We start from the raw sequence: 22,208 nt of genomic DNA, 5'->3' as shown, positions 1-22,208 counted from the left end.
CGAGGGCCGACGACCCGCGGCACCGGACCCGCACCCGCCCCGCCCCGCACCCGTCCCGCACCGCCCCCACCCCGGAGCAGCCACGAGCCGGGTCATCCCCGGGGCGGACCCGTTCACCCTGCGGGCGCACATCCACGGCCGAAAGGTTCGTCCGCACGGCGATCGTCACGGCCGTACCGATTCCCTACCGTCGAGGGCATACCGGGCACCCGCCCGGCGGCCCTCCCCGGGGAGGCGTCGACGCACCGGAGCCGCGGAGATCCAGCGATGATCACAGCCGAAGCACTGACCAAACGCTACGGTCCCAAGACCGCCGTGGAGGGGTTGAGCTTCACCGTCCGTCCCGGCGTGGTCACCGGCTTCCTGGGTCCCAACGGCGCCGGCAAGTCCACCACCATGCGGATGATCCTGGGCCTGGACCGCCCCACCTCCGGCTCGGTCACCGTCAACGGCCGCCGCTACGCCGACCATCCGGCCCCGCTGCACGAGGTCGGCGCGCTCCTGGAGGCGAAGGCGGTACACACCGGCCGCTCGGCGTACCACCACCTGCTGTCCATGGCCGCCACCACCGGCATCCCCACGCGCCGGGTGCACCAGGTGATCCGGATGGTCGGCCTGGACGAGGTGGCCCGCAAGCGGGTCGGCGGCTTCTCGCTCGGCATGGGCCAGCGGCTCGGCATCGCCACCGCACTGCTGGGCGACCCCGCGACGCTGGTCCTGGACGAACCGGTCAACGGCCTCGACCCCGAGGGCGTGTTGTGGATCCGTACCCTGCTCAAGTCGCTCGCCGCCGAGGGACGTACCGTCTTTCTGTCCTCGCACCTGATGAGCGAGATGGCGCTCACCGCCGAGCACCTGATCGTGGTCGGTCGGGGCCGGTTGATCGCCGACACGTCGGTCGCGGACTTCATCGCCGGCGCCGCGCCCGACCAGGTCCGGGTCCGCACCCCCGACGCCGACCGGCTGCGGGCGCTGCTGTTCGGCCCCGAGGTGCGGATCGCGACGGAGGAGCGCGACGTATTGGAGGTCAGCGGGGTCTCCAGCGACGACATCGGCCGGATCGCGGCGGCGCACGGCATCACCCTGTTCGAACTGGTCCCGCATCGGGTGTCCCTGGAGGAGGCGTTCATGGAGTCGACGCGCGACGCGGTCGAGTATCGGGTGGGCGGTCCGTCGGTCGGCACCGGCGCCACGAGTGCGGGCACCGGCCCGAACACCCGCCCGCGCACCGGCCCGCGCACCCGGGGCAGGGCCGCCTGATGTCGACCACGATCACCCCCGGCACCCCCGCCCCCGACTTCGCCGCCCGCGCCGCCGGGCGCGGGCGGGTCACCTTCGTCCGCGTGCTTCGCGCCGAATGGATCAAACTGCGCAGCCTGCGCTCGACGTTCTGGGTCCTGGTCGCCGCGGTCTTCGTGGTGATCGCGCTCGGCCTGCTGGTCACCTCCGGCACGGTCGACCGCTGGCCGGACACCGGTGCCGCCGAGCGCGCGCGGTTCTCCGCGCCCAACGCCAGCCTGACCGGCCTCTACCTCGCCCAGTTGGCCATCGGCGTACTCGGCGTGCTGGTGATCACCGGGGAGTACGCCACCGGGTCGATCCGGGCCACGATGTCCGCGGTGCCGCACCGCCTGCCCGTGTTGTGGGCCAAGGCCGCGGTCTTCGGTGCGGTCACCTTCGTACTGATGCTGGTCACCTCCCTGATCGCGTTCCTGGCCGGGCAGGCGGTGTTGAGCAAGGAGCACATCGACGTCGCACTGGGCGACCCGGGCGTGCCCCGCGTGGTGGTCGGCGTGGCCCTCTACCTCGCGATCACCGGCATCCTGGCGATCGGCGTCGGCGCCGTCGTGCGCAACGCCGCCGGTGGCATCGCGATCGTGTTCGGCCTGCTGCTCGTCCTGCCCCAGGTGGTGCAGGCCCTGCCGACCGCGTGGCAGGACCACATCACCAGATACCTGCCCAGCGAGGCCGGACAGGCGTTCACCCGCTGGCATCCGTCGGCCGACGCGCTGTCCCCGAACACGGGGATCACGGTCTTCGCGCTCTACGCCGCGGCGACCCTCGCGGCGGCGGCGGTGTTGCTGCGCAGGCGCGACGCATGAGCACGCCGTGGCGCATCGACACGGCGCTGCGCCGGGACGGCGGCGGGCGTGGGCTCGTCGCCGTTCCGGCGCGCCTGATGGCCTTCACCCGCAGGCATCCGATCTGGGCCGACACCGCCGTGGCGGTGGGCCTGGTGCTCATCTTCGAGGCCGGCAACCTGGTGCGGCTGTCCGGCTGGTCGGTGCTCGGGCTGGCCCTGATCCTGCCGCTCGCGCTGCGCCGCCGGGCCCCGGAGGCGGTGTTCGCGGTGATCGCGACCGTGGCCCTGGCCCAGTGGGTCGTCGACGCGCACACCGGCGCGGACGCGAGCCTGCTGATCGCGCTGTACACGGTGGCCGCCACCCGTGACCGGCGCCGGACGGTGTACGCGCTGGCCGTGGTCGAGGTCGGCATCCTGCTGGCCGTCGGGCGCTGGACCCTGGACGGCTACCGTTTCGGCGCGTTCGTCGGGCTGAGCGCGATGGCCGTCACGGCCGTGGTGCTCGGTGCGAACCTGCGCACGCGACGGCACTACCTGGCCGCCCTGGAGGACCGTGCCCACCGCCTGGAACGCGACCAGGAACAGCAGGCACAACTCGCCGTCGCGGCCGAACGTGCCCGGATCGCCCGGGAGATGCACGACATCGTCACGCACAACCTGTCGGTGATGGTCGCCCTCGCCGACGCCGCCGCGATGACCGTACGCAGCACGCCCGACCGATCCGCGACGGCGATGGAGCAGGTCTCCGGCACGGGCCGGCAGGCGCTCACCGAGATGCGCCGCTTCCTGGGTGTGCTGCGCGAGGACGAACCGGACGCGGCCCGACACCCGCAGCCCGACCTGGCCCGCCTCGGCGCGCTGGCCGAACAGGTCCGCGCGGCGGGCCTGCCGACCACGCTGACCATCCAGGGCGACACCCGCGAGGTGCCGCAGGGCGCCCAACTCGCGGTGTACCGGCTCGCCCAGGAGGCCCTGACCAACACCCTCAAGCACGCCGAACCCGGCGCGAACGCCCGGATCCGGGTGTGGAGTTCGCCCGAGCGCCTGGAACTGAGCGTGGTCGACGACGGCCGCCCGCGCGCATTCGCCGGCGACCGCGCCGCCGGCGGCACCACCGCCACCACTACCACCGCCACCGCCACCGCCACCGCCACCGCCACCGCCACCGCCACCCCCGGCACCGGCAGCGGCATCGCCGGCATGCGCGAGCGCGCCGCCGTCTACGGTGGCGATGTGGCGGCCGGGCCACTGCCCGGCGGCGGCTGGCGCGTGTCGGCCGTGCTGCACCTGACCGACCCGGGAGGATCCTGACGTGGCCATCGACGTACTGGTGGTGGACGACCAGCCGCTGCTGCGGATGGCGTTCACGATGGTCCTGGGCGCCCAGGACGACATGAGCGTGGCCGGTGAGGCCGACTGCGGCGAGGAGGCCGTGCGGTTGGCCGAACTCACCCGTCCCGATGTGGTGTTGATGGACGTGCGGATGCCCGGCATGGACGGCATCGAGGCCACCCGACTGATCACCGAGCGCTGCCCCGACACCAGGGTGCTCATCCTGACCACTTTCGACCTCGACGAGTACGCGTTCGCCGGGTTGCGCGCCGGTGCCTCCGGATTCCTGCTCAAGAACGCGCTGCCCGACGAACTGCTCGGCGCGATCCGCTCCGTGGCGGCCGGCGACGCGGTGGTCGCGCCCCGGATCACCCGCCGCCTCCTGGAGACCTTCGCCCACCGCCTGCCCGAACACGACGCCGCCCCCGGCGCCGAGGACCCGCGCCTGGGCGGCCTGACCGAACGCGAACGCGGTGTCCTGGTCGAGATGGCCCGGGGCCTGTCCAACGCCGAGATCGCCGCCCGCCTCCAACTGTCCGACGCCACGATCAAGACCCACGTCAGCCGGGTCCTGGCCAAACTCGGCGTCCGCGACCGGGTCCAGGCGGTGGTGGTCGCCTACGAAAGCCGCCTCGTGCAACCCCTGTGACCCGCCGCGCCACCCGCGTTGCTCGCGCCACCCGCGGGGAACGGCGGGCGGGTGTCGGTGCGTTGCCCGGGCATGACACGTTTGTTGACGGGTCCGGCGTTGGCCCTCCTGATCGTCGTCCCGTTGTTCGTGCTCGCCGCGCTGCGGATGGTCGGCCGGCGGATCCGGGGCCAGCGAACGGGTGTGGGGGAGCGGGGACTGGGAGCCACCGGCGTGGAGGAACTGCACGCGCTGCTGTACCCGGGCAAGCGGCTGCAACTGGAGCAGCGTCGCGTCGAACCGCTGCTTCGCGACGACGAACGGGACGGCGCTCCGGGGCGCCCCGGCATCGACTTCGCCACCGGTACGGCCCGCATCAGGATCGTCGGGTCGAAACCCTGACCGCTCGGCCGGGATCACCGCCGCGGATGGCGTCCACGGGGTGGGGGCCGGGTGGATGGCATCATGAGACCGACTTGTCGTATCGGTGCGTGCCGTCGACGGTGACGGTGCCGAGCCACGGAGAAACGCCATGCTGAAGGCATTCGCGGACCTGTCCACGCCGCTCGTGGCCGATGCCTGCATCCGGGTCGACGCGCCGCTGCGGATCGCTCCGCCCGGGATTCGGGCGGTGGTTCCCGGACAGCGGATCGCCGGACGCGTGTTGCCGGTTCGGCACTACGGGAGCGTGGACGTGTTCCTGGAGGCGTTCGGCGCGGCCGAGCCGGGGGACGTGCTGGTGATCGACAACGGCGGTCGGGTCGACGAGGCGTGCGTGGGCGACCTGGCGGTGTTGGAGGCCGAGGCGGCGGGGGTGGCGGCGCTGGTGGTGTGGGGGCTGCACCGCGATACGCCGGAACTGGTCGAGATCGCGCTGCCGGTGTTCAGCTACGGCGCCTACCCGCCCGGCCCCACCCGGCTGGACGAGCGCGAGCCCGAGGCGCTGACCTCGGCCCGGATCGGGCCGCACACGGTGGGCGTCGACGACGTGGTGTTCGGCGACGAGGACGGCGTCCTGTTCGTCGCCGCCGACCGGGTCGAGGAGGTCCTGGCCACCGCCCACCGCATTCACGACACCGAACGCGAACAGGCCCGCCGCATCCGCTCCGGCGACACCCTGCGTGAGCAGACCACCTTCGCCGACTACCTGTCCCGCCGCGCCGCCGACCCGTCGTACACCTTCCGGCAACACCTGCGCCGCACCGGCGGCGCGATCGAGGAGTAACCGCGGAGCGACCGCGCGATCGCCATCGCGGGGCGCGACCGTCGGCGCGTGGGCCGGAGGGGGCTCGGGCGCGCGGGCGGACGGCGCGCGGGCGGACCGGGCTCGGGCGGACGGGCCCGGATGCACGGGCTCGGACTGTGCGCGACGTCGGCACGCGGGTCAGCGGCCCGGCGGGTGGCACAGCGCCAGCACCAACGCGTCGTCGGTCAGGCGCAGCGTGCCGACGTGCCGCCGCAGGTCGTCGCCCAACCGCTCGACCGCGGCCACCGGATCCGCGGCGATCGGCCGCTCGCCGCCGAGCAGCGCCTCGATCCGCTCGACCAGCGGATAGTGCCGGCCCCCCGCGTCCCGGGCGTCCGCGAAGCCGTCGGTCATCAGCAGCAGCAGATCGCCCACGCCGAACGGCACGTTCCACTCGGGCGGCGTGCCCGGGTCGAGCTCGCCCAGACCCAGCGGCAGGCCGGGATCGGGCGGCTCCAGCACGTGCACGGTGCCGTCCGCGCGGATCGCCACGGGCTGCTCGTGGCCCCGGTGTACGAACGCCACCTGCTCGGCCCGCACCTCGACGAGCAGCGCGGTCACGAAGCGGTCGGCCGGCGCGTTGCGGGTCACGCTGGCGTCCACCCGGCGGGCCACCGCGCTCAGTTCCGGCTCGTCGTACGCCGCCTCGCGAAACGCGCCGATCGTGATCGCGGCGGTCCGCACCGCCCCCAGCCCCTTCCCGAGCACGTCGCCGATGATCAGCCGCACCCCGAACGGGGTGTCGAGCGCGATGTACAGATCCCCGCCCAGCTCCGCCCCCTCGGCCACCGCGAAGTAGCGCACCGCCAACCGCAGGCCGCCGAGGCCGTCGGTCGGCGGCATCAGGATCGCGCGCTGCGCCGCGAGAGCCACCTCGGAGACCGCGACCAGGGCCCGCTCGTGCCGTATCCGGGCGGCGGACAGGTACATCGCCAGCGCCGTGGCCATCACGTACATCCACGTGCTGATGTTGAACAGCTCGTGGTACTCGGGCCCGAGATAGCCGTCCACCGACGCCAGCCAGTAGCGCAGCGGCAACGACACGCCGCCGATGACGAGAATCGCCAGGGGCGGCGCGGTGGCGGCGGCGAGCGTCGGCGCGAGCAGCAGGAACGGATAGAACACCATCGACGAACCGGTCGACAGGTCCACGACGGTGACCACGACGAGGATGCCGACGGGCAGCGCGATCTGACGAAACAGCGACGGTGTCGCGGTTCCGGCCACGGGCTGCTGCGGCTCCCTGCTGCTCATCGGTGCGTCCATGGTCGCCCAGAATGTGGTGGTATGCCGCACGCACGGTGCCCGCCGAACAGGTGACGACACTCGAACAGGCGGCCCGGCGAGGTGGGGGCGGGGCGCGCGCGAGGAGTAACGGGATCCGGGCCGAACACCGTCGGCGTCCCGGAGCCGTCGGGCCCGGGACGCCGATCGCGGCGCCGCCCGGCCGGGCGATCCCGGCCGTCGGCGCCACGCGGTCTACGGGGTCGGGTCCACGCTCTTGATGATGGCGAACGGTGCGCCGAACGGGTCGGTCAGCCACGCCAGTCGGCCCACGTCCGGGACGTCGGCGGCGGGCATCGTCACGGTGCCGCCGTCGCGCTCCGCCTTGGCGATCACGTCGTCGGGGTCGGCGACCTCGAAGTAGGCGATCCAGTGCGCGTCCTGACCGTGCGGGTCGGGCACGATGCCGCCGAAGGAGGTCGCCTGCTGGTCGCCCTCGGCCGTGGAGAGCACGTTGTACGTCATGCCGGGCATCTCGAACTGCTGCGTGCGCCAGCCGAACAGCTTCCCGTAGAAGGCGAGCGCGGCGGTGAGTTCGACGCCGTGCAGTTCGACCCAGGCGAGCGAGGTCGGCTTGCCGACCAGCTCCGCGCCCTGGAAGGTGCCGGGCTGCCAGATCGCGAAATCGGCGCCCGCCGGGTCGGTGAGCGGCGACATCCGACCCATCTCCATCACGTCGAACGGGCTCACCCGGACCCGGCCGCCGCCCTCGGTCACGGCCCGGGCGGTCGCGTCGGCGTCGGGGCTCTTGAAGTAGACCGTCCAGGCGGACGAGGCGCCCTCCTCGGTCAACGGCCCGAGTCCGGCGATCGCCTTGCCGTCCTGCTGAAAGAGGCCGTAGCCGCCGGCGTCCGGTCCGGCCGACTGGAAGTCCCAGCCGAAGATCGTGGTGTAGAAACGCGCCGCCGCGTCGGTGTCGGGGCTGCCCAGGTCGAGCCAGTTCGGCGCGCCGGTCGCGTAGTCGGTGCTGAGCATGTCGCTCCTTCGCCGGACCTCGCTTCGGTCCGAATATGCCGCAGATGTCATGAATTGCACGGACTCGACAAGTCTGACTCCGGACACCCGTTCCCCGCCTGCGCACGCGCGGACGGGACACCGTGATCGCGCCACGCCCGTGTCGAACGGGTGAGCGATTCGGGCCCGTGACGGAGCGCCGCGTTCAGCCGGGGCACACGTCGGCGAAGATCTCCCGGAGCGTGTCGTCGTCGCGCGTCGGGTCGGCGAGGGCGGCGGCGGGCCCGGGGGCGTGCTCGGTGATCCCCAGTCCGGCGAGGGCGAACGCCTCGGTCAGCGCCCGCAGCGCGGCGCGCAGACGGTCCGGGTGCAGCCCGCCGGGTTCGGGGAAGGACAGCGCGCCGAACCGCGCGGGGTCCAGGACGTCGAGGTCGACGTGGATGTAGACGTGCGTGGCACCGGTCGCGGCCACGGCGGCCACGAGCGCGTTCGGGGTGCGGAGTGCGTCCACCGACACCCGGCGGATCCCTCGGGCCTGGATGAACCGCTCCTCCGCGGGGTCGACGGCGCGCGTTCCCGCCAGTACGAGCCGGTCCGCTGACGGCCGCCGCTCGGGCGCGGGCAGCAGTTCGTCGGGGCCGTCGCCGAGCAGGGTGCGCAGGACCATGCCGTGGAAGCCGCCCGACGGGGACGACTCGGGGGTGTTCAGGTCGGGGTGTGCGTCGAACCAGATCACCGCCAGGTGCTCGCCGTGCCGGGCCGCCGCGTGCGCGATCGGGGCGAGTTCGACGCCGCAGTCGCCGCCGACGGTGAACAGGGTGTCGTCCCCCCAGGCGGCCAGTGCGTGCTCGGTGGCCGCGAGCGAGCGGGCAAGGGCGTCGAGGCGGAGGACGCCGGTGTGGGTCCGTCGCGGGTCCGGGTTCGGATCCGGGGTCGGGGCCGGGTTCGGGTCCGGGTCCGGGTCCGGGTTCGGGTCCGGTTGTGCGTCGATGGGGACGACGGTGCGGCGGCCGGCCGGCAGCAGGGCGCCCAACCGATGTGCTCCCGCGACGAGTCGGTGCGGGGCGGGGGTGCCGGAGCCCTGCCACTGGGGGACGATCAGCATGCGGGGGAAATGTGCATGAGTATGCTTCACTCGACATACATTTGCAGGGTGTGGGTGGGGTGTCCAGGAAATTGCGCGGGCGCGGGGCTCGGGTGGGGGCGGGGCTGCGGCTCAGGGGATGACCGTGACCGGCCAGCGGGCCGAACGGACCAGGCGGATCGCGAGCGAGCCGACGAGGCGGTGACCGAATCGTTCCGAGGCGCCGACGACCACCGCGTCCGCGCGGACCTGGTCGGCGAGCTTGGCGATCTCGTGCGCCACATCGCCGTACGCCTCGACGAATCGGTGGCGTACCCGCAACTCGGCGGCCCGCTCGGTGATGTAGTCGGCGACCTCGTGGACGGCCGACTCGTGTACCTGCTCCATCACCCCGGCCCCCTCGGCGGTGGTGGCGGCGATGCCCATGGGGGCGCGGACGTAGACGGAGACCAACTCCGCGTCGCCGCGGCGGGCCTGCCCGAGGGCGTAGTCGGCGGCACGGAGGGACGTGCGGCTGCCGTCCACGCCGACGAGCACGGCGCGCGGTCCGTCCGTTCCGAGTTCGAAGACGGGCGGCGACGCGGGGTCGGTCACGGGTGCTCCTCGGACATCGGGGACGTGCGCACGCGTACGAGGGGCGGGCGACGGGTTCCGAGGCTACCCCTGGGTGGAGGACGGGCGGTGTTCGACCACACAATCCGGGCCCGGGGACATGATCGTCTCGTGGCCGTTCTCGGCGCGGACCCGGAAGGGCGGGGTACCGTCCGGACCCAGTACCTCGACGATCTCGACGAAGTGGTCCTGTTGGCCGACGACCCGGCCGTGGATGAGAAGGCGATCACCCTTGGTGGCGTGCATGTCGACTGGCTCCTCTGGGGTGGGATGGGGAGTCGATTGGCCATCAGATCGTAACAGGATGATCACTTTGGGTGAAGGTCGTGGTCGGGTCGCCGTCCACGGCGGCTGGAGTCCCGAGTCGATCTCTCCTACAGTTCGTAGGACTTACTCCGCCCGGTGAGGGGACGTGTTGGGATGGCGCAGCGTGCAGGCGGTGGGTCGGCCACCCCGGCGGATCCGGCGGAGCCGCCCGCGCTCCGGGGCGGCGCCGTGTTCGAGGCGGTGGCCGCCGAGGTGCCTCGGGCCCGTCGGGTGTTGGCCTCGGCGCTGCGTCGGCGGCACGTGCACGAGGACGACGTGCATACCGCGCAGTTGATCGTCTGCGAGCTGCTGAGCAACGCGATCCGGCACGGGAGTGGGCCGACGATGGACCTCGACGTGCGGATCGAGCCGACGCGGATCCATCTGGCGGTACGCAGTCGGCATGCCCGGCCACGACGGCTGGCCCGGCCGAACGGCCCACCGGAGGACAGCGAACGCGGTCGGGGACTGGGCCTGGTCGCGGCGCTGGCGGTGGAGTGGGGGAGCCGGCCGGTGGCGGGCGAACTGCTGGTGTGGGCGACGATCGCGCGCACCGACGCGGGGACCGGTGGGTGACGGGCGGTCGGGCGGGGCGGGCCGGGTGCCGGTGCGTGCGGGCGCGGGTGCGTGCGGGGTGACGGACCGGGGTGGGCGGCCCGGTCGAGTGCGGGTGCCGTTGGCGGCGTCCCGGTCGGGCCGGGCGTGGGATGGCGGCCGGGTGGGTGCGGCGGAGGCGTCAGCGGTGCGCCGATTGCATGGGGTGGGCGCATGTGGCGGTGACGTGGCAGCGGATCACGGTGGTGCCGAAGTGGGCGGTGCCGGTCAGGGTCGCGCCGGTGATCAGGACCGTCATGGCCAGCGCGGCGGTTCGGACCGCGAGGTTGCGTCCGCGGGTGCCGGTCGGGCAGCCCTCCAGGAGCAGGCGGACCCGGCGCCCCGCGTAGGTCGGGGAGCGGCCGATCAGGTGGTGTGCGCCGCCGGTCGGGTCGGGCTCGCGGATCGGCCCGGCGAGTGCCGCCTTGCACACCGCGCTCGCCAGGACGACCGGGTCGTGGTCGTGCTCGATCGCCCATACGTCGGCGGCCCGCTCCAGTTGGAACGCCAACTCGTCGGCGGCCCGCGTGGTGCCGGGCAGCCAGCGAGCCAGCAGGCGGCACACCTCGGCGCTGGCCTGCCACCAGTGGTGGGCGCGGGCGATGTGGCCCTGTTCGTGGGCGAGACCGGCCGCGAGCTCGTCGTCGTCGAGCGCCGCCAACGCGCCGGCGCTGACCACGATCGAGCGCTGCCGCCAGCCGACGGCCGCCATCAGCACCTCGCGGTCGCCGACCACGATGCTGCCGCCCGGGCCGGTCAGGGGCAGCGGGCGCAGCGGTGTGCGGGCGCCGCGCAGGCAGGCCCGGAGGCGGTGGGCGACCGCGGTCAGGGTCAGGAACGCCAGGCCGCCGAGGGCGAGTCGGGTGTCGCCGACGCCGGTGACCACCTGGTGCGGCAACTCCCGTACCCGGTGCGCGAAGCGCGGGGTGTCGGGCAGGCAGATCACCGCGGTGAGGACGAGGCCGATCGCCGCGGCCGCGCGGGCCGCCAGGGCCGACGCCCAGACCGCCGCCGCGCCCACGGGACGGACCCGGTCCAGCGGCGCGAGGTGTGGCAGTACGATCGCCGCGCCCAGGAGCGCGGCCCAGACGGCGAGCCGACTCATCGGCCGTCGGGCCCGCGTTCGATCTCGATCCGGCGGGCCAGCGCGCGCAGATCCGCCAACTCCGACGCGTCCAGACCGCCGACGAGTTGGGCCAGGGCCACCCGGCGGGCCGGCGCGGACGCCGCGGCGAGCGCCGAGGACACCGACGAGGCCACATAGTCGGCCTCGGTCACCGTCGGCCGGTACACGAACGCCTGACCGTCCCGCGCCCTGGCCAACAGCCCCCGCTCGGCGAGGCGGTTGCACACGGTCTGAACCGTCGTATAGGCCCCGCGCGAGGACTCGGGCAGTTCGGACCTGATCCGCTCGACGGTACCGGCCTCGATCCGCCACAACACGGCCATGATCTCGGCCTGCAACTCGCCCTGCACCCGCGGTGATTCGCCCACGCCCGTGTCCCTCCGTCCCCGGCTTCGCTCTCCCGGCCCCCGTACCCCGCACCCGTCCGCGCCACCCTCGGTGGCGCCGCGACGGGGGCTTGAAGACACGCCGTAGACCGTACCCGCTCGCGCGGGGTTCCCGGTCGTTCCGCGGCGCCTCCAACGGGGTCGGGGCACGATCGCCGGCATGGCCCGACGGGTCAACGCGCGGCCGGGACGCTCACGCGCGGGGAGGTCGAGGTGGACGCGGGGGCGGTTGCCGCGGCCGGGCGTTCGCGCAGCAGCAGGCCGGCGGTGAGCGCCACCAGGCAGGCGGTCAGGCCGTGCACGCCGAAGGCCGTGGTGGTGGAGCCGTCGTTGCTCAGCACGACCGTCATGTCGCCGGCCGGGATGAAGGTCATGGCGAGCATCGTCCAGCCGAGCGCCCGCCGGTGTCCGGTCAGCAGGAGGGCGAGCATGACCAGCCCCGTGCCGATGTCGCGGACACCCTTGACGGCGAGGAACCCGGTGCCCTGGTGCTCGGGCCAACTGGGCAGGCCGAAGCCGGACGCGGTCGACTGCGGGGCGAGCAGGTAGGCGAGGCCGACGTAGATGATGAAGCCGCCACCGAGGGCGGCCAGGATGGTGGTGAGGGTCCTGAGCTTCATGGTGTTCTCCCGAGTGTCGGGCCGGTGGGACCGGCCGTCGTCGCCTTGTGGGGAAAACACTCGCCGGGTGGTCCTGGAAGGCACATGGAAGCGACTTGGAGGCGGCCAGGAGGGAGAACGGGGAGCCGCCGGCGCCGGTCGGTGGGGGCGGGTGCGATTAAGGTGATCATGAAGGGGTTCGCGGGGTGGTTCGGCGAGGGGAGCGGGGACGTGGCGATACGGGACCAACTGCGGGGCATCGGCGGCGCGGTGGGCTCCGCGGCGGCGTCGGGGCGGGCCGCGGTCGGGAGTCGGATCGGGGCCGGTCGGGCCCGGGTCGCGTCGGGCGACTGGGTGCGCGCGACGTTGGACGCCCTGCCTGCGCCGAACGCGCCCACGTTCCTGGCCTGGGAGTTCTCCCTCGGCGCGCTGGTCTGTCGGCATCCGAAGGTGCCCGCGATCACCGCCCGGCCGTTGCGGTTGCTCGACGGCCTGGGTGCGGTGCGGTTCGGCCCCGAGACGGTCGGCTTCGACGGGGAGGACATCCCGTGGGAGAAGGTCGTCCGGCTGACCACGCACGACGCGTTCGAGTCGATGACCACGGCGGCGCTGGACACCGAGGTGGACCGGATCCGCGATGTGCTGCCGCCGTTGCCGGGGCGCAAGTGGGCGGTCACCAAGGTCGTGGAGGGCTTGCTCACCGTCGTCCTGGCCTCGCTGGAGCAGGCCGACGATCGGCGCATCGACCGGGTGCCGGTGGCCTGCGAGATCACCTACCGCGGCCTGCTCGGCCGGGAACGCACGCTGCGGGCAAGCCTGTTCGCGACCGCGCTGCTGGCCCGGCAGACCGCCGTCGCGGAGAGCCTGGTGGCCACCGCGCGGGCGCACGGCGTCGAGGTGGTCGAGGCCGTCCCGGCGGGCGGCGCGGACGAGGCGGCGGCGGCCGAGCGCACCCGTGCGCTGCGCGCCCGCACCGACACGATCGCCACGAAGCTCCGCGCCCAGCGCGAACAGGCCGAGGCGGTCGCGGCCGGCGGCGAGGAGGAGCCGGACGAACCACGGGCGGCGCGGGAGATCGGCGACACGTCGCCGGACGATGCGGGAGCCGCAGCGGCTACGGGATCGGCTACCGGAGCCGGAGCCGGAACGGGGTCGGGGTCGGCCGCCGGGGCGGGAACGGGTGCGGGATCGGCTGCCGGTGCGGGGACGGGTACCGGTCCGGTGGCGGGTGCGGCCCGGCCCTCGGACTCGGCGTCCGCCGTTGTCACGCCCGCCGGTGCGGACCCCCGACCCGGCACGCCGCCGCCGCACGGGCCTTCGTACCCCGCCCACCCGAGCGACGCCACCGACCCGACCGATCCGTTCGCCTGCTGAGCGCTCGCCCTCGCGCGAAGTGGCGTGAGCGGGTGGGCCGTCGGCCAGATTCGAAGGCGCGTCGCGTTCGGCACGATTGGACCGCCACTTCGGTGCGCCCGCTCGCTCGCCATGCGTCTCGCCCGCCCGAGCGGTCCCTGCGGTGACCCTGCTCGCTCTCGGGCGAAGTGCCGCGTGCGGGTGGGACGCCACCTCGGTGCGGCCGCCCGCTTCGGTGCGCCCGCTCGCTCGCCAAGTGTCTCGCCCGCCCGAGCGGTCCCTGCGGTGACCCTGCTCGCTCTCGGGCGAAGTGCCGTGTGCGGGTGGGGCGCCACTTCGGTGCGGCCGCCTGCTCGTCGCGTGTCTCGCCCGCCCGAGCGATCCCTGCGGCGACGCCGTTCGCTCTCGGGTGAAGTGCCGTGTGCGGGTGGGGTGCCGGCCCGGTTGGAAGGCGCTCTGCATCCGGCACGATGGGGACGCCCCTTCGGTGCGGCCGCTCGCCACGCGTTTCGCCCGCCCGAGTGATTCCCGCGGTGACCCCGACCGCCCTCGGGCGAAGTACCGCGTGCGTGGACGCCACTTCGGTGCGGCTACCCGCTCGCCATGCGTCTCGCCCGCCCGAGCGGCCCCTGCGGTGACCCTGCTCGCTCTCGGGCGAAGTGCCGCGTGCGGGTGGGGCGCCACTTCGGTGTGGCCGCCTGCTCGTCGCGTGTCTCGCCCGCCCGAGCGATCCCTGCGGCGACGCCGTTCGCTCTCGGGTGAAGTGGTGTGTGCGAGTGGGGCGTCGAGCTGGTTCGAAGGCGCGCCGCGTCGGCACGATGGGGACGCCGCCTCGGTGCGGCCGCTCGGCACGGGTTTTGCCCGCCCGAGTGATCCCTGCGGTGACCCCGCTCGCCCTCGGGCGAAGTACCGCGTGTGTGGACGCCACTTCGGTGCGGCTGCCGGCTCGCCGTGTGTCTCGCCCGCCTGAGCGGCCCCTGCGGCGATCCTGCTCGCTCTCGGGCGAAGTGGCCTGTGCGGGTGGGGTGTCGGCCAGGTTGGAAGGCGCGCCGCATCGGCACGATGGGGACGCTACCTCGAGCGCCCGCCCGCTCGCCGCGTGTCTCGCCCGCCCGAGCGGCTCCCGGGCCGATCCCGCTCGCCCTCGGGCGAAGTGGCGTGTGCGGGTGGGACGCCGCCTCGGTGCGGCTGCCCGCTTGTCGTGTGTCTCGCTCGGCCGAGCGGCCCCGTGCGGTGATCCCGCTCGTTCTCGGGTGAAGTGCCGCGTGTGGGTGGGGTGTCGGGTCGGTTCGGAGGGGTGTTGCGTCCGGCACGATCACCCCGGCCCGAGGGTGCGTGTGTGTTTCTCGGGCCGGGGTGGCGTCGTGGGTCAGACGACCTCGTTGAGCTTGCCGGTGGCCACGTCGAAGACGAAGCCGCGTACCCGGTCCTTGTGCACGATGAACGGGTCGGCCTTGATCCGGCCGATCGACTGGCGTACATCGGTTTCCACGTCCGTGAACGCCTCGCTCGCCCAACCGGGCTTGAGGCCGGTGTCGGCCGCGATGTCGGCCTTGAACCCGTCGTCGTCGAAGGTCAGCATGCCGCAGTCGGTGTGGTGGATGAGGATGATCTCCTCGGTGCCGAGCAGCCGTTGACTGATCGTCAGCGACCGCAGTTCGTCGGCGGTGATCACCCCGCCGGCGTTGCGGATCACGTGTGCGTCGCCCTCGGCCAGCCCGAGGATCGCGTACACGTTCAACCGCGCGTCCATGCACGCCACCACGGCCACGTGCCGGGCGGGCGGGAGCGGGAGGGGACCGGTGAAGCTCTCGACGTAGGCCACGTTGTTGGCCAGGAGTTCGTCCGTGACGGACATGTGGGGTCCTTCGGCTGGGGAGTTGCGGGACTCACCCGATCCCGGTGCTCGAAGTGTCGGGCGAACCGGGCGGGTTCGGACGCGGAGCGGCCACGCCGGCGGCGACGACACGCGGCGTGGCCCATGGACACCACTCGTCGAACAGGCGGACGCGACGCGTCGGCCAGAAGCCTTCGAGCGAAGTCGCCTCCACGCCGGGCCCGTTCCCCATGAGGACAGTGAACTGAACGTGCCCGTGGTGCGCAAGCAGACATGCGTTCGGGACGGATCCGCTCAGGAGGCCAGGGTCGATCGAGTGTGGGTCCCCACGGATCCCGGGCCGCGTAGGCCGGTTGCCACCGGTTCACGGAGGTCGGCGGATGGATTCCGGGAGTCGGCCGAGGATGCGGGCGACCGTCCCGGGGTCCGCCCCGTCCGGCAGCCGGGGCAGGTGGCGGCAGGTGCCGGAGCCGATGCGGCGGCCGTGCTCCACGTCGAGTCGGTGCACCTGTTCGGCGGTGGCGACCGCGTCCGGGAGCGGCAGGACCTCGTCGGGCCTGATCATGCACGCCCGGACGGTTCGCGAACCCGATCCCGGTGAGGGTGTACGTCCCACCCGGCACGCTTGCCCGTCGGCCCGAAAGCCGGTGGCCGGGTCGGTCCCGTGAGCCCGGACGGCCCGGTCCCGTGAGCCCGGTCGGGTCGGAATCCCCTCGCCCGGGGGTCGGTTGCCCCGTTCGCCGTCCGAGCGGTGGGCCCGGACGGCGGTTCGGGGATCGGCTCCGGGTCAGCCCAGCGACGCGGTCAGGGTGATCTCCGCGCCGGGGGCCAGCAGGCGCGAGATCGGGCAGTTCTGCTTGGTGACATCGGCGATCTTGAGGAATTCGGCCTCGTCGATCCCGGCGGCCACGACCGTGTTCTCCAGGTCGATCCGGGTCACGGTCGGGGCGCCGTCGACCTTGTCCAAGTGCACCTTGGCGGTGGTGTCCACGCTCGTGGCCGGGAAGCCCGCGTCGCCCAGGCCCTTGGCCAGGGCCATCGAGAAGCAGCCCGCGAGGGCCGCGCCGATCAGCTCCTCCGGGTTGGTGCCCTCACCCTCCTCGAAGCGGGACTTGAACGAATAGGCGCCTTCCAGGCCGCCCTTACCGGTGCGAATGGTGCCCGCACCCTCGAGGATGGTGCCCTGCCACTGTGCGGTCGCGCTACGAATAGTCATGGGACGACCCTAGCGCGTGACGATGTTCGTTCCCGTGGAGGTGACGGCGGCCCGCCGTGCCTCGTGCCTCGCGCCTCGTGCCGCGTCGGACCGGGTGGCGCGGGCGTCCCGCGTAGGCTGAGGGCCGAGCCGCCGGGTATCCGGTCGCCGGAACGAACACCTCGAACGGGGGGAAGCGCCGTGAGCGCCGACCACGACGCCGCGCTCCTTGTCCTCGACGGGGTCGGCCACCGCTACGGGGAGCGGCCCGTGCTCGACGGGATCAGCGCGTCGATCCGCCCCGGGGAGTGCCTGGCGCTGATGGGCGACAACGGGTCCGGCAAATCGACCCTGCTGCGCCTGGCCGTCGGGCGCGAACGGCCCGCCTCGGGCGAGGTGCGCTTCGCCGGCGCTCCCGTGGACGAGGACGACCCGGCCACCCGCGCCCGGATCGCGACCGTGATGGATGTCGGCGCCCACTACCCGGACCTGACGGTACGTGAGCACCTGATGCTGGTCGCCGTCGCGCACGGGCTCGGCCGCGACGCCGACGACGTGGTGGACGACATGCTCGTCGAACACCGGCTCGGCGACCACGCCGACGTCTTCCCCGGCCGCCTGTCCTCCGGCCAGATCCAGGCGATGTCGCTCGCCGCCGCGTTCGTCCGGCCGCACGACCTGTTGGTCCTGGACGAGCCCGAACAGCGCCTGGACGCGCGGGCCCGGGCCGAGTTGATCGAACGACTGCTCGAACACAAGGCGGACGGCGTGGCGATCCTGCTGGCCACCCACCGCGACGATCTGGCCGGGGCGGTGGCCGATCGCATCCTGGTGCTGGACCGGTACGAGGCGGGAACGCCCGGGGGCGACGGGGATGGTGGGGGCGACGGGGGCGACGACTCGGCCGGCCCGGGTACGGCGCGCCCGATCGACGCGTCGTGCCCGGCGCCTCGACCGCACGGGGGTGTCGGCGAGCCCGCGCCGCAGTCCGCGCGATGAGCGCCGACCCCGACTTCGCGGCCGTCACCACGCGAACCCTGGCCTACCTCCACGACGTTCGCCGCGCCGAGCGGGAACGGCGGCGTGGCCGAACCGTGTTCGCGCTGTACACGATCGTGTTGCTCGTCGCGATCTGGGGCGTGCCGTACCTGGTGGCCGGCCTGCACACCGCGCGGGCCGGCGGTTGGGACGGCCCGGCGGCCCGACGCGTGCTCGCGTCGCTGCCGGTGACCGCACCGACCCTGGTCGCGCTGGTCCTGTACGCGGCCGCGCGCGACGCGGTCTGGCGCGGCCCGATCCGGCTCGACGGGCCAGCCGCGAGTTGGCTGCTGCCGCTTCCGGCGCTGCGCCGGCGGTTGTTCCGGCCCCGACTGCTCGGGGCGATGCTGGTCTCGGGGGCGGCGGGCACGGCGGCCGGCGGCGCGGCGGGCTTCGTGCTGTACGTCCTGGGCGCCGATTCCTGGCCCGGGCCGACCGCCGGCGGCGCGTTCGCCGGGCTGCTCACCGGGCTCGGCGCGGTCGGGGTCGGCGTGCTCGTGCAACGCCACGACCGCGTTCCGCTCCGGTACGCGCGGCGGATCCTGCTCGGCGTACGACTGGCGCTGCTCGTCCCGGTCGCGCTGTCCGTACCCGCGCTGCTCGGCCCCGGCGCGGCCCGGATCGGCACGGTGGTGTCCTGGAGCGGCCCGTGGGGGTGGGCGACCCAGCCGCTCCTGGCCGCGACCGCGACCCGCGCGCCGGGATGGGCGCCGGCCGGTGTCCTGGCCCTGCTCGGGACCGCCGCCCTGCTCGGCCTCGCGTGGCGCGCGTCGGGCGCCATCCCCGCCGAGGGCCTGCGGACCCGGACCGCGCTGGTCGCGCGGGTGACCGCGGCCGTACTCACCCTGGACCCGCGCCAGGCCGGCACCGTCGTGCGCGGCGCCCGGACGACCCGCCGGTCGCGCCCGGTGTGGCGACTGCCGATCCCGCGCGATCGACGATGGACGATCCCGTGGCGCGACGCGACGGCCCTGCTGCGCGCGCCGAGGCTGCCTGCATGGGCGGGCCTGTGGACCACGATCGCGGTGTCCCTGACCGCCGCCGCGCCCGAACTGCCGTCCCGGCCCCGGATGTTGCTTTGCGCGCTCGCGCTGACCGGCGCCTACCTGGCGGTGAGCCGGCTCGCCGAACCCGCCCGCGTGGAGACCGACGACGTCCGGCGCGCCGGCAATCTCCCCTTCTCCGCCGGGGCGTTGGCGCTGTGGCACGGCGTGGTGCCGGCGCTGTCGGCGATCACGGCGACGGGTGTGGGCATCGGGGTCTGTGCGGTGGTCGGGCGTTGGCATCCGGCGCTGCTGCTGCTTCCCGCAGCCGTTCCGGTGTTGACGGGCGCGGCACTGGTCAGCGCGTACCGGGGCCCGGTCCCCACGTCCGTGCTGTTCGGCGCGGACACCCCGATGGGCAATACCGCCCTCGCCCAGACCGCGCTGTGGTACCTGCGAGGACCGCTCGCCGCGCTGGCGGCCGGGGTCCCCGCGCTGGCCGCGGCCGGCGCACACGACAGGCCCGCCCCGATCCCGCTCGCCTGCCTCCTCGCCGCGGCCGGCCCGATGGCGTGGTGGGTCCACCACACGGCCCGCCGCCTGCGTGGCGGTTGAGTGGCGCGGGGGTACCGGCCGCCCCAGCGGCCGAACACCCACGCCCGGCAGGGTCGTCGGACGCGGTCGAGGGGTCGCCCCGGACCGACCTCGGTCCGGGGCGAAGCCTCGACGGGAACTCCCGGGCTGCTTCCGGGCTACTTCCGGGTCTCGATCCCGACCTCGGCCTCCGTCGTCGCGGAGGTGACGCCCGCGCCGCCCGCAGCCGCGCCGGTCGCCGGGGCCGGGTCGGAGCTCATCGCCGCCCGGCCCCGGGGCATCAACAGCGCCGCGAAGAGCAGCGCGACCGCGCCCAGGATCGCCGCGGACAGGAACGCGTCGTGGTTGACCGACAGTTGCGCCTCGTGCACCCTGTGCACGTTGCCCGCCGCCCGGGTCATGTCGCCGGCGAAGCCGCTGTAGGCGATGGTGGCGATCACGGCGAGGCCGAGCGCGCCGCCCGCCTCCTGACTGGTGTTGATCAGACCGGCGCCCATGCCCGCCTCCTCCTCGCCGACGCCGACGAACGCGGCGATCTGGAGGGTGACGAAGCACATGCCGCAACCGAGACCGAGGGCGATGAACGCGGGCAGGATGTCGACCGCGTAGTGGCCGTCCAGCGGGGCCCGCCACAGCAGCAGCAGTCCCGCGGTGGTCACCGCGAGCCCGGCGATCAGTACCGGGCGCGCGGCCACCTTGGTGATCAGACCCGACGCGACCCCCGCGCCGACCGCGACCGCGACGGCCAGCGGTACGTAGGCGAAGCCTGCCTTCATCGGCGAGTAGTCGTACCCGTCCTGCATGAACAGGCTGGCGAAGAAGAACAGGGCGCCGAACATGCCGAACACCAGGATCGCGGACAGGTTCGCGGTCCGCATCGTCTTCAACCGGAAGACCCGCAGCGGCAGGATCGGTGCCGCCGCCCGTGCCTCGATCGCCACGAACGCGCCGAGTAGGACGGCCACACCGGCCAGGCTGCCGATGGTCCGCGTGGTGGCCCAGCCCACGGTGGTGGCCTCGCCCAGGGTGAAGATCAGCAGCAGCAGACCGCTGGTGAGGGTGGTCGCGCCGGCCACGTCGAACCTGTGTCCACGCTCCTCCGCGACGCTCTCCGGCAGCACCCTCGGGGCGAGGAGCGCGACGCCGAGCCCGATCGGCACGTTGATCCAGAAGATCCACTCCCAGCCGGGTCCGTCCGCGAGCAGGCCGCCCATGATCACGCCGACGATCGACGCGATGCCGGCGAGCGAACCCCAGATGCCCAGCGCCTTGTTGCGCTCGGCGCCCTCGGGGAACGTGTTGGTCAGGATGGACAGCGCCGACGGCGCGATCATCGACGAGCCCAGGCCCTGGAAGCCGCGCGCGGTGATCAGCACTGTGCCGTTCTGCGCCAGGCCCGAGACCAGCGAGGCCAGTGCGAACAGTACGAAGCCCGCCCGCAGCACCCGGCGGCGGCCGAAGGTGTCCGCCAGTCGTCCGCCGAGCAGCAGGAAGCCGCCCAGGACGGTGCCGTACGCGGTGACGATGTAGTTCTGGCTCACCTCCGACATGTCCAGGCCGGTCTTGATCGACGGCAGCGCCAGGTTCACGATCGACACGTCGAGGAACACCATGAACTGGCCCAGGCACAGGAACGCCAGGACCGCTCCGGTGCCCACGCCGGGTCCGGATCGGCTCGTCGCCGAATCGGTGGCAGACATCACATTTCTCCTAAGCCATGCGGAATCGGGTGATCGAGCGATCGGACGTCCGTGGCGATCGCGGTGTCGGGTGTTCGAGGGCAGGTCCCACCCACGCCGGGCGGTCGCCGGAGGCAACCGGCCGAGCATCGTCGCGGGGATCCGCCGAACTGACCGCGTCGCGCGTTCGGCCACGGGGTCGGGGTCGGGCTTCGTTCGTTACCGCCTTGACGGATCGCCGACGGCGAATGTGACAGCGGGCCCGAAACCGATTCCCGTACACCCCCGGCAGCACCCCGCAGCCACCCCGAGGGCCGTGTGCCTCGCTTCCCGCGCTGTCACAGCGACCCAGGTCGCAACGTCATGGCTGTGAAAGTCGCGACGAGAACCGAGGACACGACCGCAGGCCCGGGCGACGTGACGGTGACGATGATGCGGATGAACGAGCACGACTTCCCGGCCCAGCGCTTCGAGACGCACCGCAGCCACCCGCCGGCGGCGGCCTATCACATGCCTCGGCTCGCTGACCGAGGCCGACGACGCGCTCCAGAAGACCTGGCTCAAGCTCAGCCGATCCGACCCGGACGAGGTGGACAACCTGGCCGGCCGAGCCTGCCCGGACATGCTGCGCTCACGCCGCTCCCGCGCCGACGGCGGCCCGCTACGCCCCGGCGGCCCGATCGCGCGGCGTGGCGGCGGTGGCCGAACAGGCGCCCGCCTTCGCGCAGATCGCCGACAGCGCACCCCGGCACTGGTCAACGGCACGGCCGGGGTGGTGGCGATCCGCGCCGGCCCAGGCCGATGTCGGTACTGGCCTTCAGCTTCGCAGCCCACCGAATCGTCAGCCTGGACATCCGGCCCCCAACCCGACCCGCCTCAGCCACCTGGACCTGACGGCCTCGGCAAGCTGACCCGAGAACGAACCGAAACGCGGCGAGCGGCTGCGGGCGCGGCTGCGGGCGGTCGCGATGCGGGTTGCCGGTCGGAATCGGCCAGCGGGGAGGGAGCGGGGGCGGTCGGGTCGATCCCGCTGGGGGCTTCCGGGGTGGGCCGGGTGGTTTCCGGCGCGCGTTGCGGTTGTGGTTGCCGGGTGCCGGTGCGGTGCGGGTCCGGTTCGTGGGGTGGGCCGCCGCCGGCGTGCGGGGCTCGGAGGCTTGGGGTTCCCGGCGAGGTGGGTGTGTTGCTCGGCGAAAACCGGCCTGCGGCGGCCGGCGGGGTGGGTGGTCGGGTTGGGTTCCGCCGGGCGTGCGTTCTCGGGTGGGTTGGGTCTGTTCCGGCGTGCGTTGCGTCTGGGG

At 73.7% G+C, this 22,208-nt stretch carries 22 protein-coding genes; 10 read left to right on the top strand and 12 right to left on the bottom strand.

Annotation, left to right across the window (positions count from 1 at the left end):
• The first annotated feature begins 267 nt into the window (after positions 1 to 267).
• From EMA17_RS10735 to EMA17_RS10710, 6 genes are all read left to right on the top strand, one after another.
• Complete coding sequence (locus EMA17_RS10735) at positions 268 to 1,260, top strand: ATP-binding cassette domain-containing protein (protein ID WP_126636716.1); 993 nt, start codon at positions 268 to 270, stop codon at positions 1,258 to 1,260.
• On the top strand, positions 1,260 to 2,102 hold the full coding sequence (locus tag EMA17_RS10730; RefSeq protein WP_126636715.1) for an ABC transporter permease: 843 nt from the start codon (positions 1,260 to 1,262) through the stop codon (positions 2,100 to 2,102). The genes EMA17_RS10735 and EMA17_RS10730 overlap by 1 nt, the downstream gene beginning before the upstream one ends.
• On the top strand, positions 2,099 to 3,394 hold the full coding sequence (locus EMA17_RS55280) for a sensor histidine kinase (RefSeq protein ID WP_281290472.1): 1,296 nt from the start codon (positions 2,099 to 2,101) through the stop codon (positions 3,392 to 3,394). Before EMA17_RS10730 ends, EMA17_RS55280 begins: the two co-directional genes overlap by 4 nt.
• A 1-nt stretch (position 3,395) precedes the next feature.
• A complete protein-coding gene (locus EMA17_RS10720; protein ID WP_126636714.1) occupies positions 3,396 to 4,064 on the top strand; it encodes a response regulator in 669 nt (222 codons plus the stop codon).
• A gap of 72 nt (positions 4,065 to 4,136) precedes the next feature.
• Entirely contained in the window at positions 4,137 to 4,445 is a 309-nt protein-coding gene (locus tag EMA17_RS10715) for a DUF6191 domain-containing protein (RefSeq protein ID WP_126636713.1), read from the top strand.
• A gap of 130 nt (positions 4,446 to 4,575) precedes the next feature.
• Complete coding sequence (locus tag EMA17_RS10710) at positions 4,576 to 5,268, top strand: RraA family protein (protein WP_126636712.1); 693 nt, start codon at positions 4,576 to 4,578, stop codon at positions 5,266 to 5,268.
• A gap of 159 nt (positions 5,269 to 5,427) precedes the next feature.
• On the opposite strand, the gene EMA17_RS10705 is transcribed toward EMA17_RS10710, so the two are convergent.
• The 5 genes from EMA17_RS10705 to EMA17_RS10685 all read right to left on the bottom strand — a co-directional run bounded on the left by EMA17_RS10705 (position 5,428) and on the right by EMA17_RS10685 (position 9,469).
• Positions 5,428 to 6,543 carry a PP2C family protein-serine/threonine phosphatase gene (locus tag EMA17_RS10705; protein ID WP_160161364.1) on the bottom strand — a complete coding sequence of 372 codons (1,116 nt, stop codon included), beginning with the start codon at positions 6,541 to 6,543 and terminating at the stop codon, positions 5,428 to 5,430.
• 225 nt (positions 6,544 to 6,768) lie between these two features.
• Positions 6,769 to 7,548, bottom strand: a complete 780-nt coding sequence (locus EMA17_RS10700) for a VOC family protein (protein WP_126636710.1) — start codon at positions 7,546 to 7,548, stop codon at positions 6,769 to 6,771.
• 184 nt (positions 7,549 to 7,732) lie between these two features.
• On the bottom strand, positions 7,733 to 8,632 hold the full coding sequence (locus EMA17_RS10695) for an arginase family protein (RefSeq protein ID WP_126636709.1): 900 nt from the start codon (positions 8,630 to 8,632) through the stop codon (positions 7,733 to 7,735).
• Positions 8,633 to 8,743: 111 nt separating this feature from the next.
• Positions 8,744 to 9,205, bottom strand: coding sequence for a universal stress protein (locus EMA17_RS10690; RefSeq protein ID WP_126636708.1), 462 nt, complete (start codon positions 9,203 to 9,205; stop codon positions 8,744 to 8,746).
• A 63-nt stretch (positions 9,206 to 9,268) separates the two neighbouring features.
• Positions 9,269 to 9,469, bottom strand: a complete 201-nt coding sequence (locus EMA17_RS10685; protein WP_126636707.1) for a DUF1918 domain-containing protein — start codon at positions 9,467 to 9,469, stop codon at positions 9,269 to 9,271.
• A gap of 174 nt (positions 9,470 to 9,643) precedes the next feature.
• Between EMA17_RS10685 and EMA17_RS10680 the strand changes: the two genes are divergently transcribed.
• Positions 9,644 to 10,105: an ATP-binding protein gene (locus EMA17_RS10680; RefSeq protein WP_126636706.1), complete on the top strand. Its 462-nt coding sequence runs from the start codon at positions 9,644 to 9,646 to the stop codon at positions 10,103 to 10,105.
• A gap of 160 nt (positions 10,106 to 10,265) precedes the next feature.
• Here the strand turns inward: EMA17_RS10680 and EMA17_RS10675 are convergent, their stop codons facing one another.
• The 3 genes from EMA17_RS10675 to EMA17_RS10665 form a co-directional block, all read right to left on the bottom strand.
• A complete protein-coding gene (locus EMA17_RS10675) occupies positions 10,266 to 11,228 on the bottom strand; it encodes a M56 family metallopeptidase (RefSeq protein WP_126636705.1) in 963 nt (320 codons plus the stop codon).
• Positions 11,225 to 11,617 carry a BlaI/MecI/CopY family transcriptional regulator gene (locus EMA17_RS10670; protein WP_160161363.1) on the bottom strand — a complete coding sequence of 131 codons (393 nt, stop codon included), beginning with the start codon at positions 11,615 to 11,617 and terminating at the stop codon, positions 11,225 to 11,227. Before EMA17_RS10670 ends, EMA17_RS10675 begins: the two co-directional genes overlap by 4 nt.
• Positions 11,618 to 11,808: 191 nt before the next feature.
• Positions 11,809 to 12,255: a DUF4267 domain-containing protein gene (locus EMA17_RS10665; RefSeq protein WP_126636703.1), complete on the bottom strand. Its 447-nt coding sequence runs from the start codon at positions 12,253 to 12,255 to the stop codon at positions 11,809 to 11,811.
• Positions 12,256 to 12,465: 210 nt separating this feature from the next.
• On the opposite strand from EMA17_RS10665, the gene EMA17_RS10660 reads away from it, so the two are divergent.
• Positions 12,466 to 13,608 carry a hypothetical protein gene (locus EMA17_RS10660; protein ID WP_126636702.1) on the top strand — a complete coding sequence of 381 codons (1,143 nt, stop codon included), beginning with the start codon at positions 12,466 to 12,468 and terminating at the stop codon, positions 13,606 to 13,608.
• A gap of 1,348 nt (positions 13,609 to 14,956) precedes the next feature.
• Here EMA17_RS10660 and EMA17_RS10655 read toward each other — a convergent pair.
• From EMA17_RS10655 to EMA17_RS10650, 3 genes are all read right to left on the bottom strand, one after another.
• Positions 14,957 to 15,445, bottom strand: coding sequence for a beta-class carbonic anhydrase (locus EMA17_RS10655; protein ID WP_126636701.1), 489 nt, complete (start codon positions 15,443 to 15,445; stop codon positions 14,957 to 14,959).
• Between the two features lie 343 nt (positions 15,446 to 15,788).
• Entirely contained in the window at positions 15,789 to 15,989 is a 201-nt protein-coding gene (locus tag EMA17_RS51690) for a hypothetical protein (protein WP_160161362.1), read from the bottom strand.
• A 222-nt stretch (positions 15,990 to 16,211) separates the two neighbouring features.
• Entirely contained in the window at positions 16,212 to 16,640 is a 429-nt protein-coding gene (locus EMA17_RS10650) for an OsmC family protein (RefSeq protein WP_126636700.1), read from the bottom strand.
• A gap of 180 nt (positions 16,641 to 16,820) precedes the next feature.
• On the opposite strand from EMA17_RS10650, the gene EMA17_RS10645 reads away from it, so the two are divergent.
• Positions 16,821 to 17,618, top strand: coding sequence for an ABC transporter ATP-binding protein (locus EMA17_RS10645; protein ID WP_126636699.1), 798 nt, complete (start codon positions 16,821 to 16,823; stop codon positions 17,616 to 17,618).
• Positions 17,615 to 19,255, top strand: coding sequence for a DUF6297 family protein (locus tag EMA17_RS10640; RefSeq protein WP_126636698.1), 1,641 nt, complete (start codon positions 17,615 to 17,617; stop codon positions 19,253 to 19,255). Before EMA17_RS10645 ends, EMA17_RS10640 begins: the two co-directional genes overlap by 4 nt.
• 137 nt (positions 19,256 to 19,392) lie before the next feature.
• On the opposite strand, the gene EMA17_RS10635 is transcribed toward EMA17_RS10640, so the two are convergent.
• The gene (locus EMA17_RS10635; RefSeq protein WP_126636697.1) at positions 19,393 to 20,934 is read right to left on the bottom strand and encodes an MFS transporter; all 1,542 of its coding nucleotides are present in this window, start codon (positions 20,932 to 20,934) and stop codon (positions 19,393 to 19,395) included.
• Between the last annotated feature and the right edge of the window lie 1,274 nt (positions 20,935 to 22,208).

Origin of the sequence: Embleya hyalina, assembly GCF_003967355.1 — a bacterium.
Lineage (GTDB): Bacteria > Actinomycetota > Actinomycetes > Streptomycetales > Streptomycetaceae > Embleya > Embleya hyalina.
This window is presented reverse-complemented; position numbering and strand designations above follow the sequence as displayed.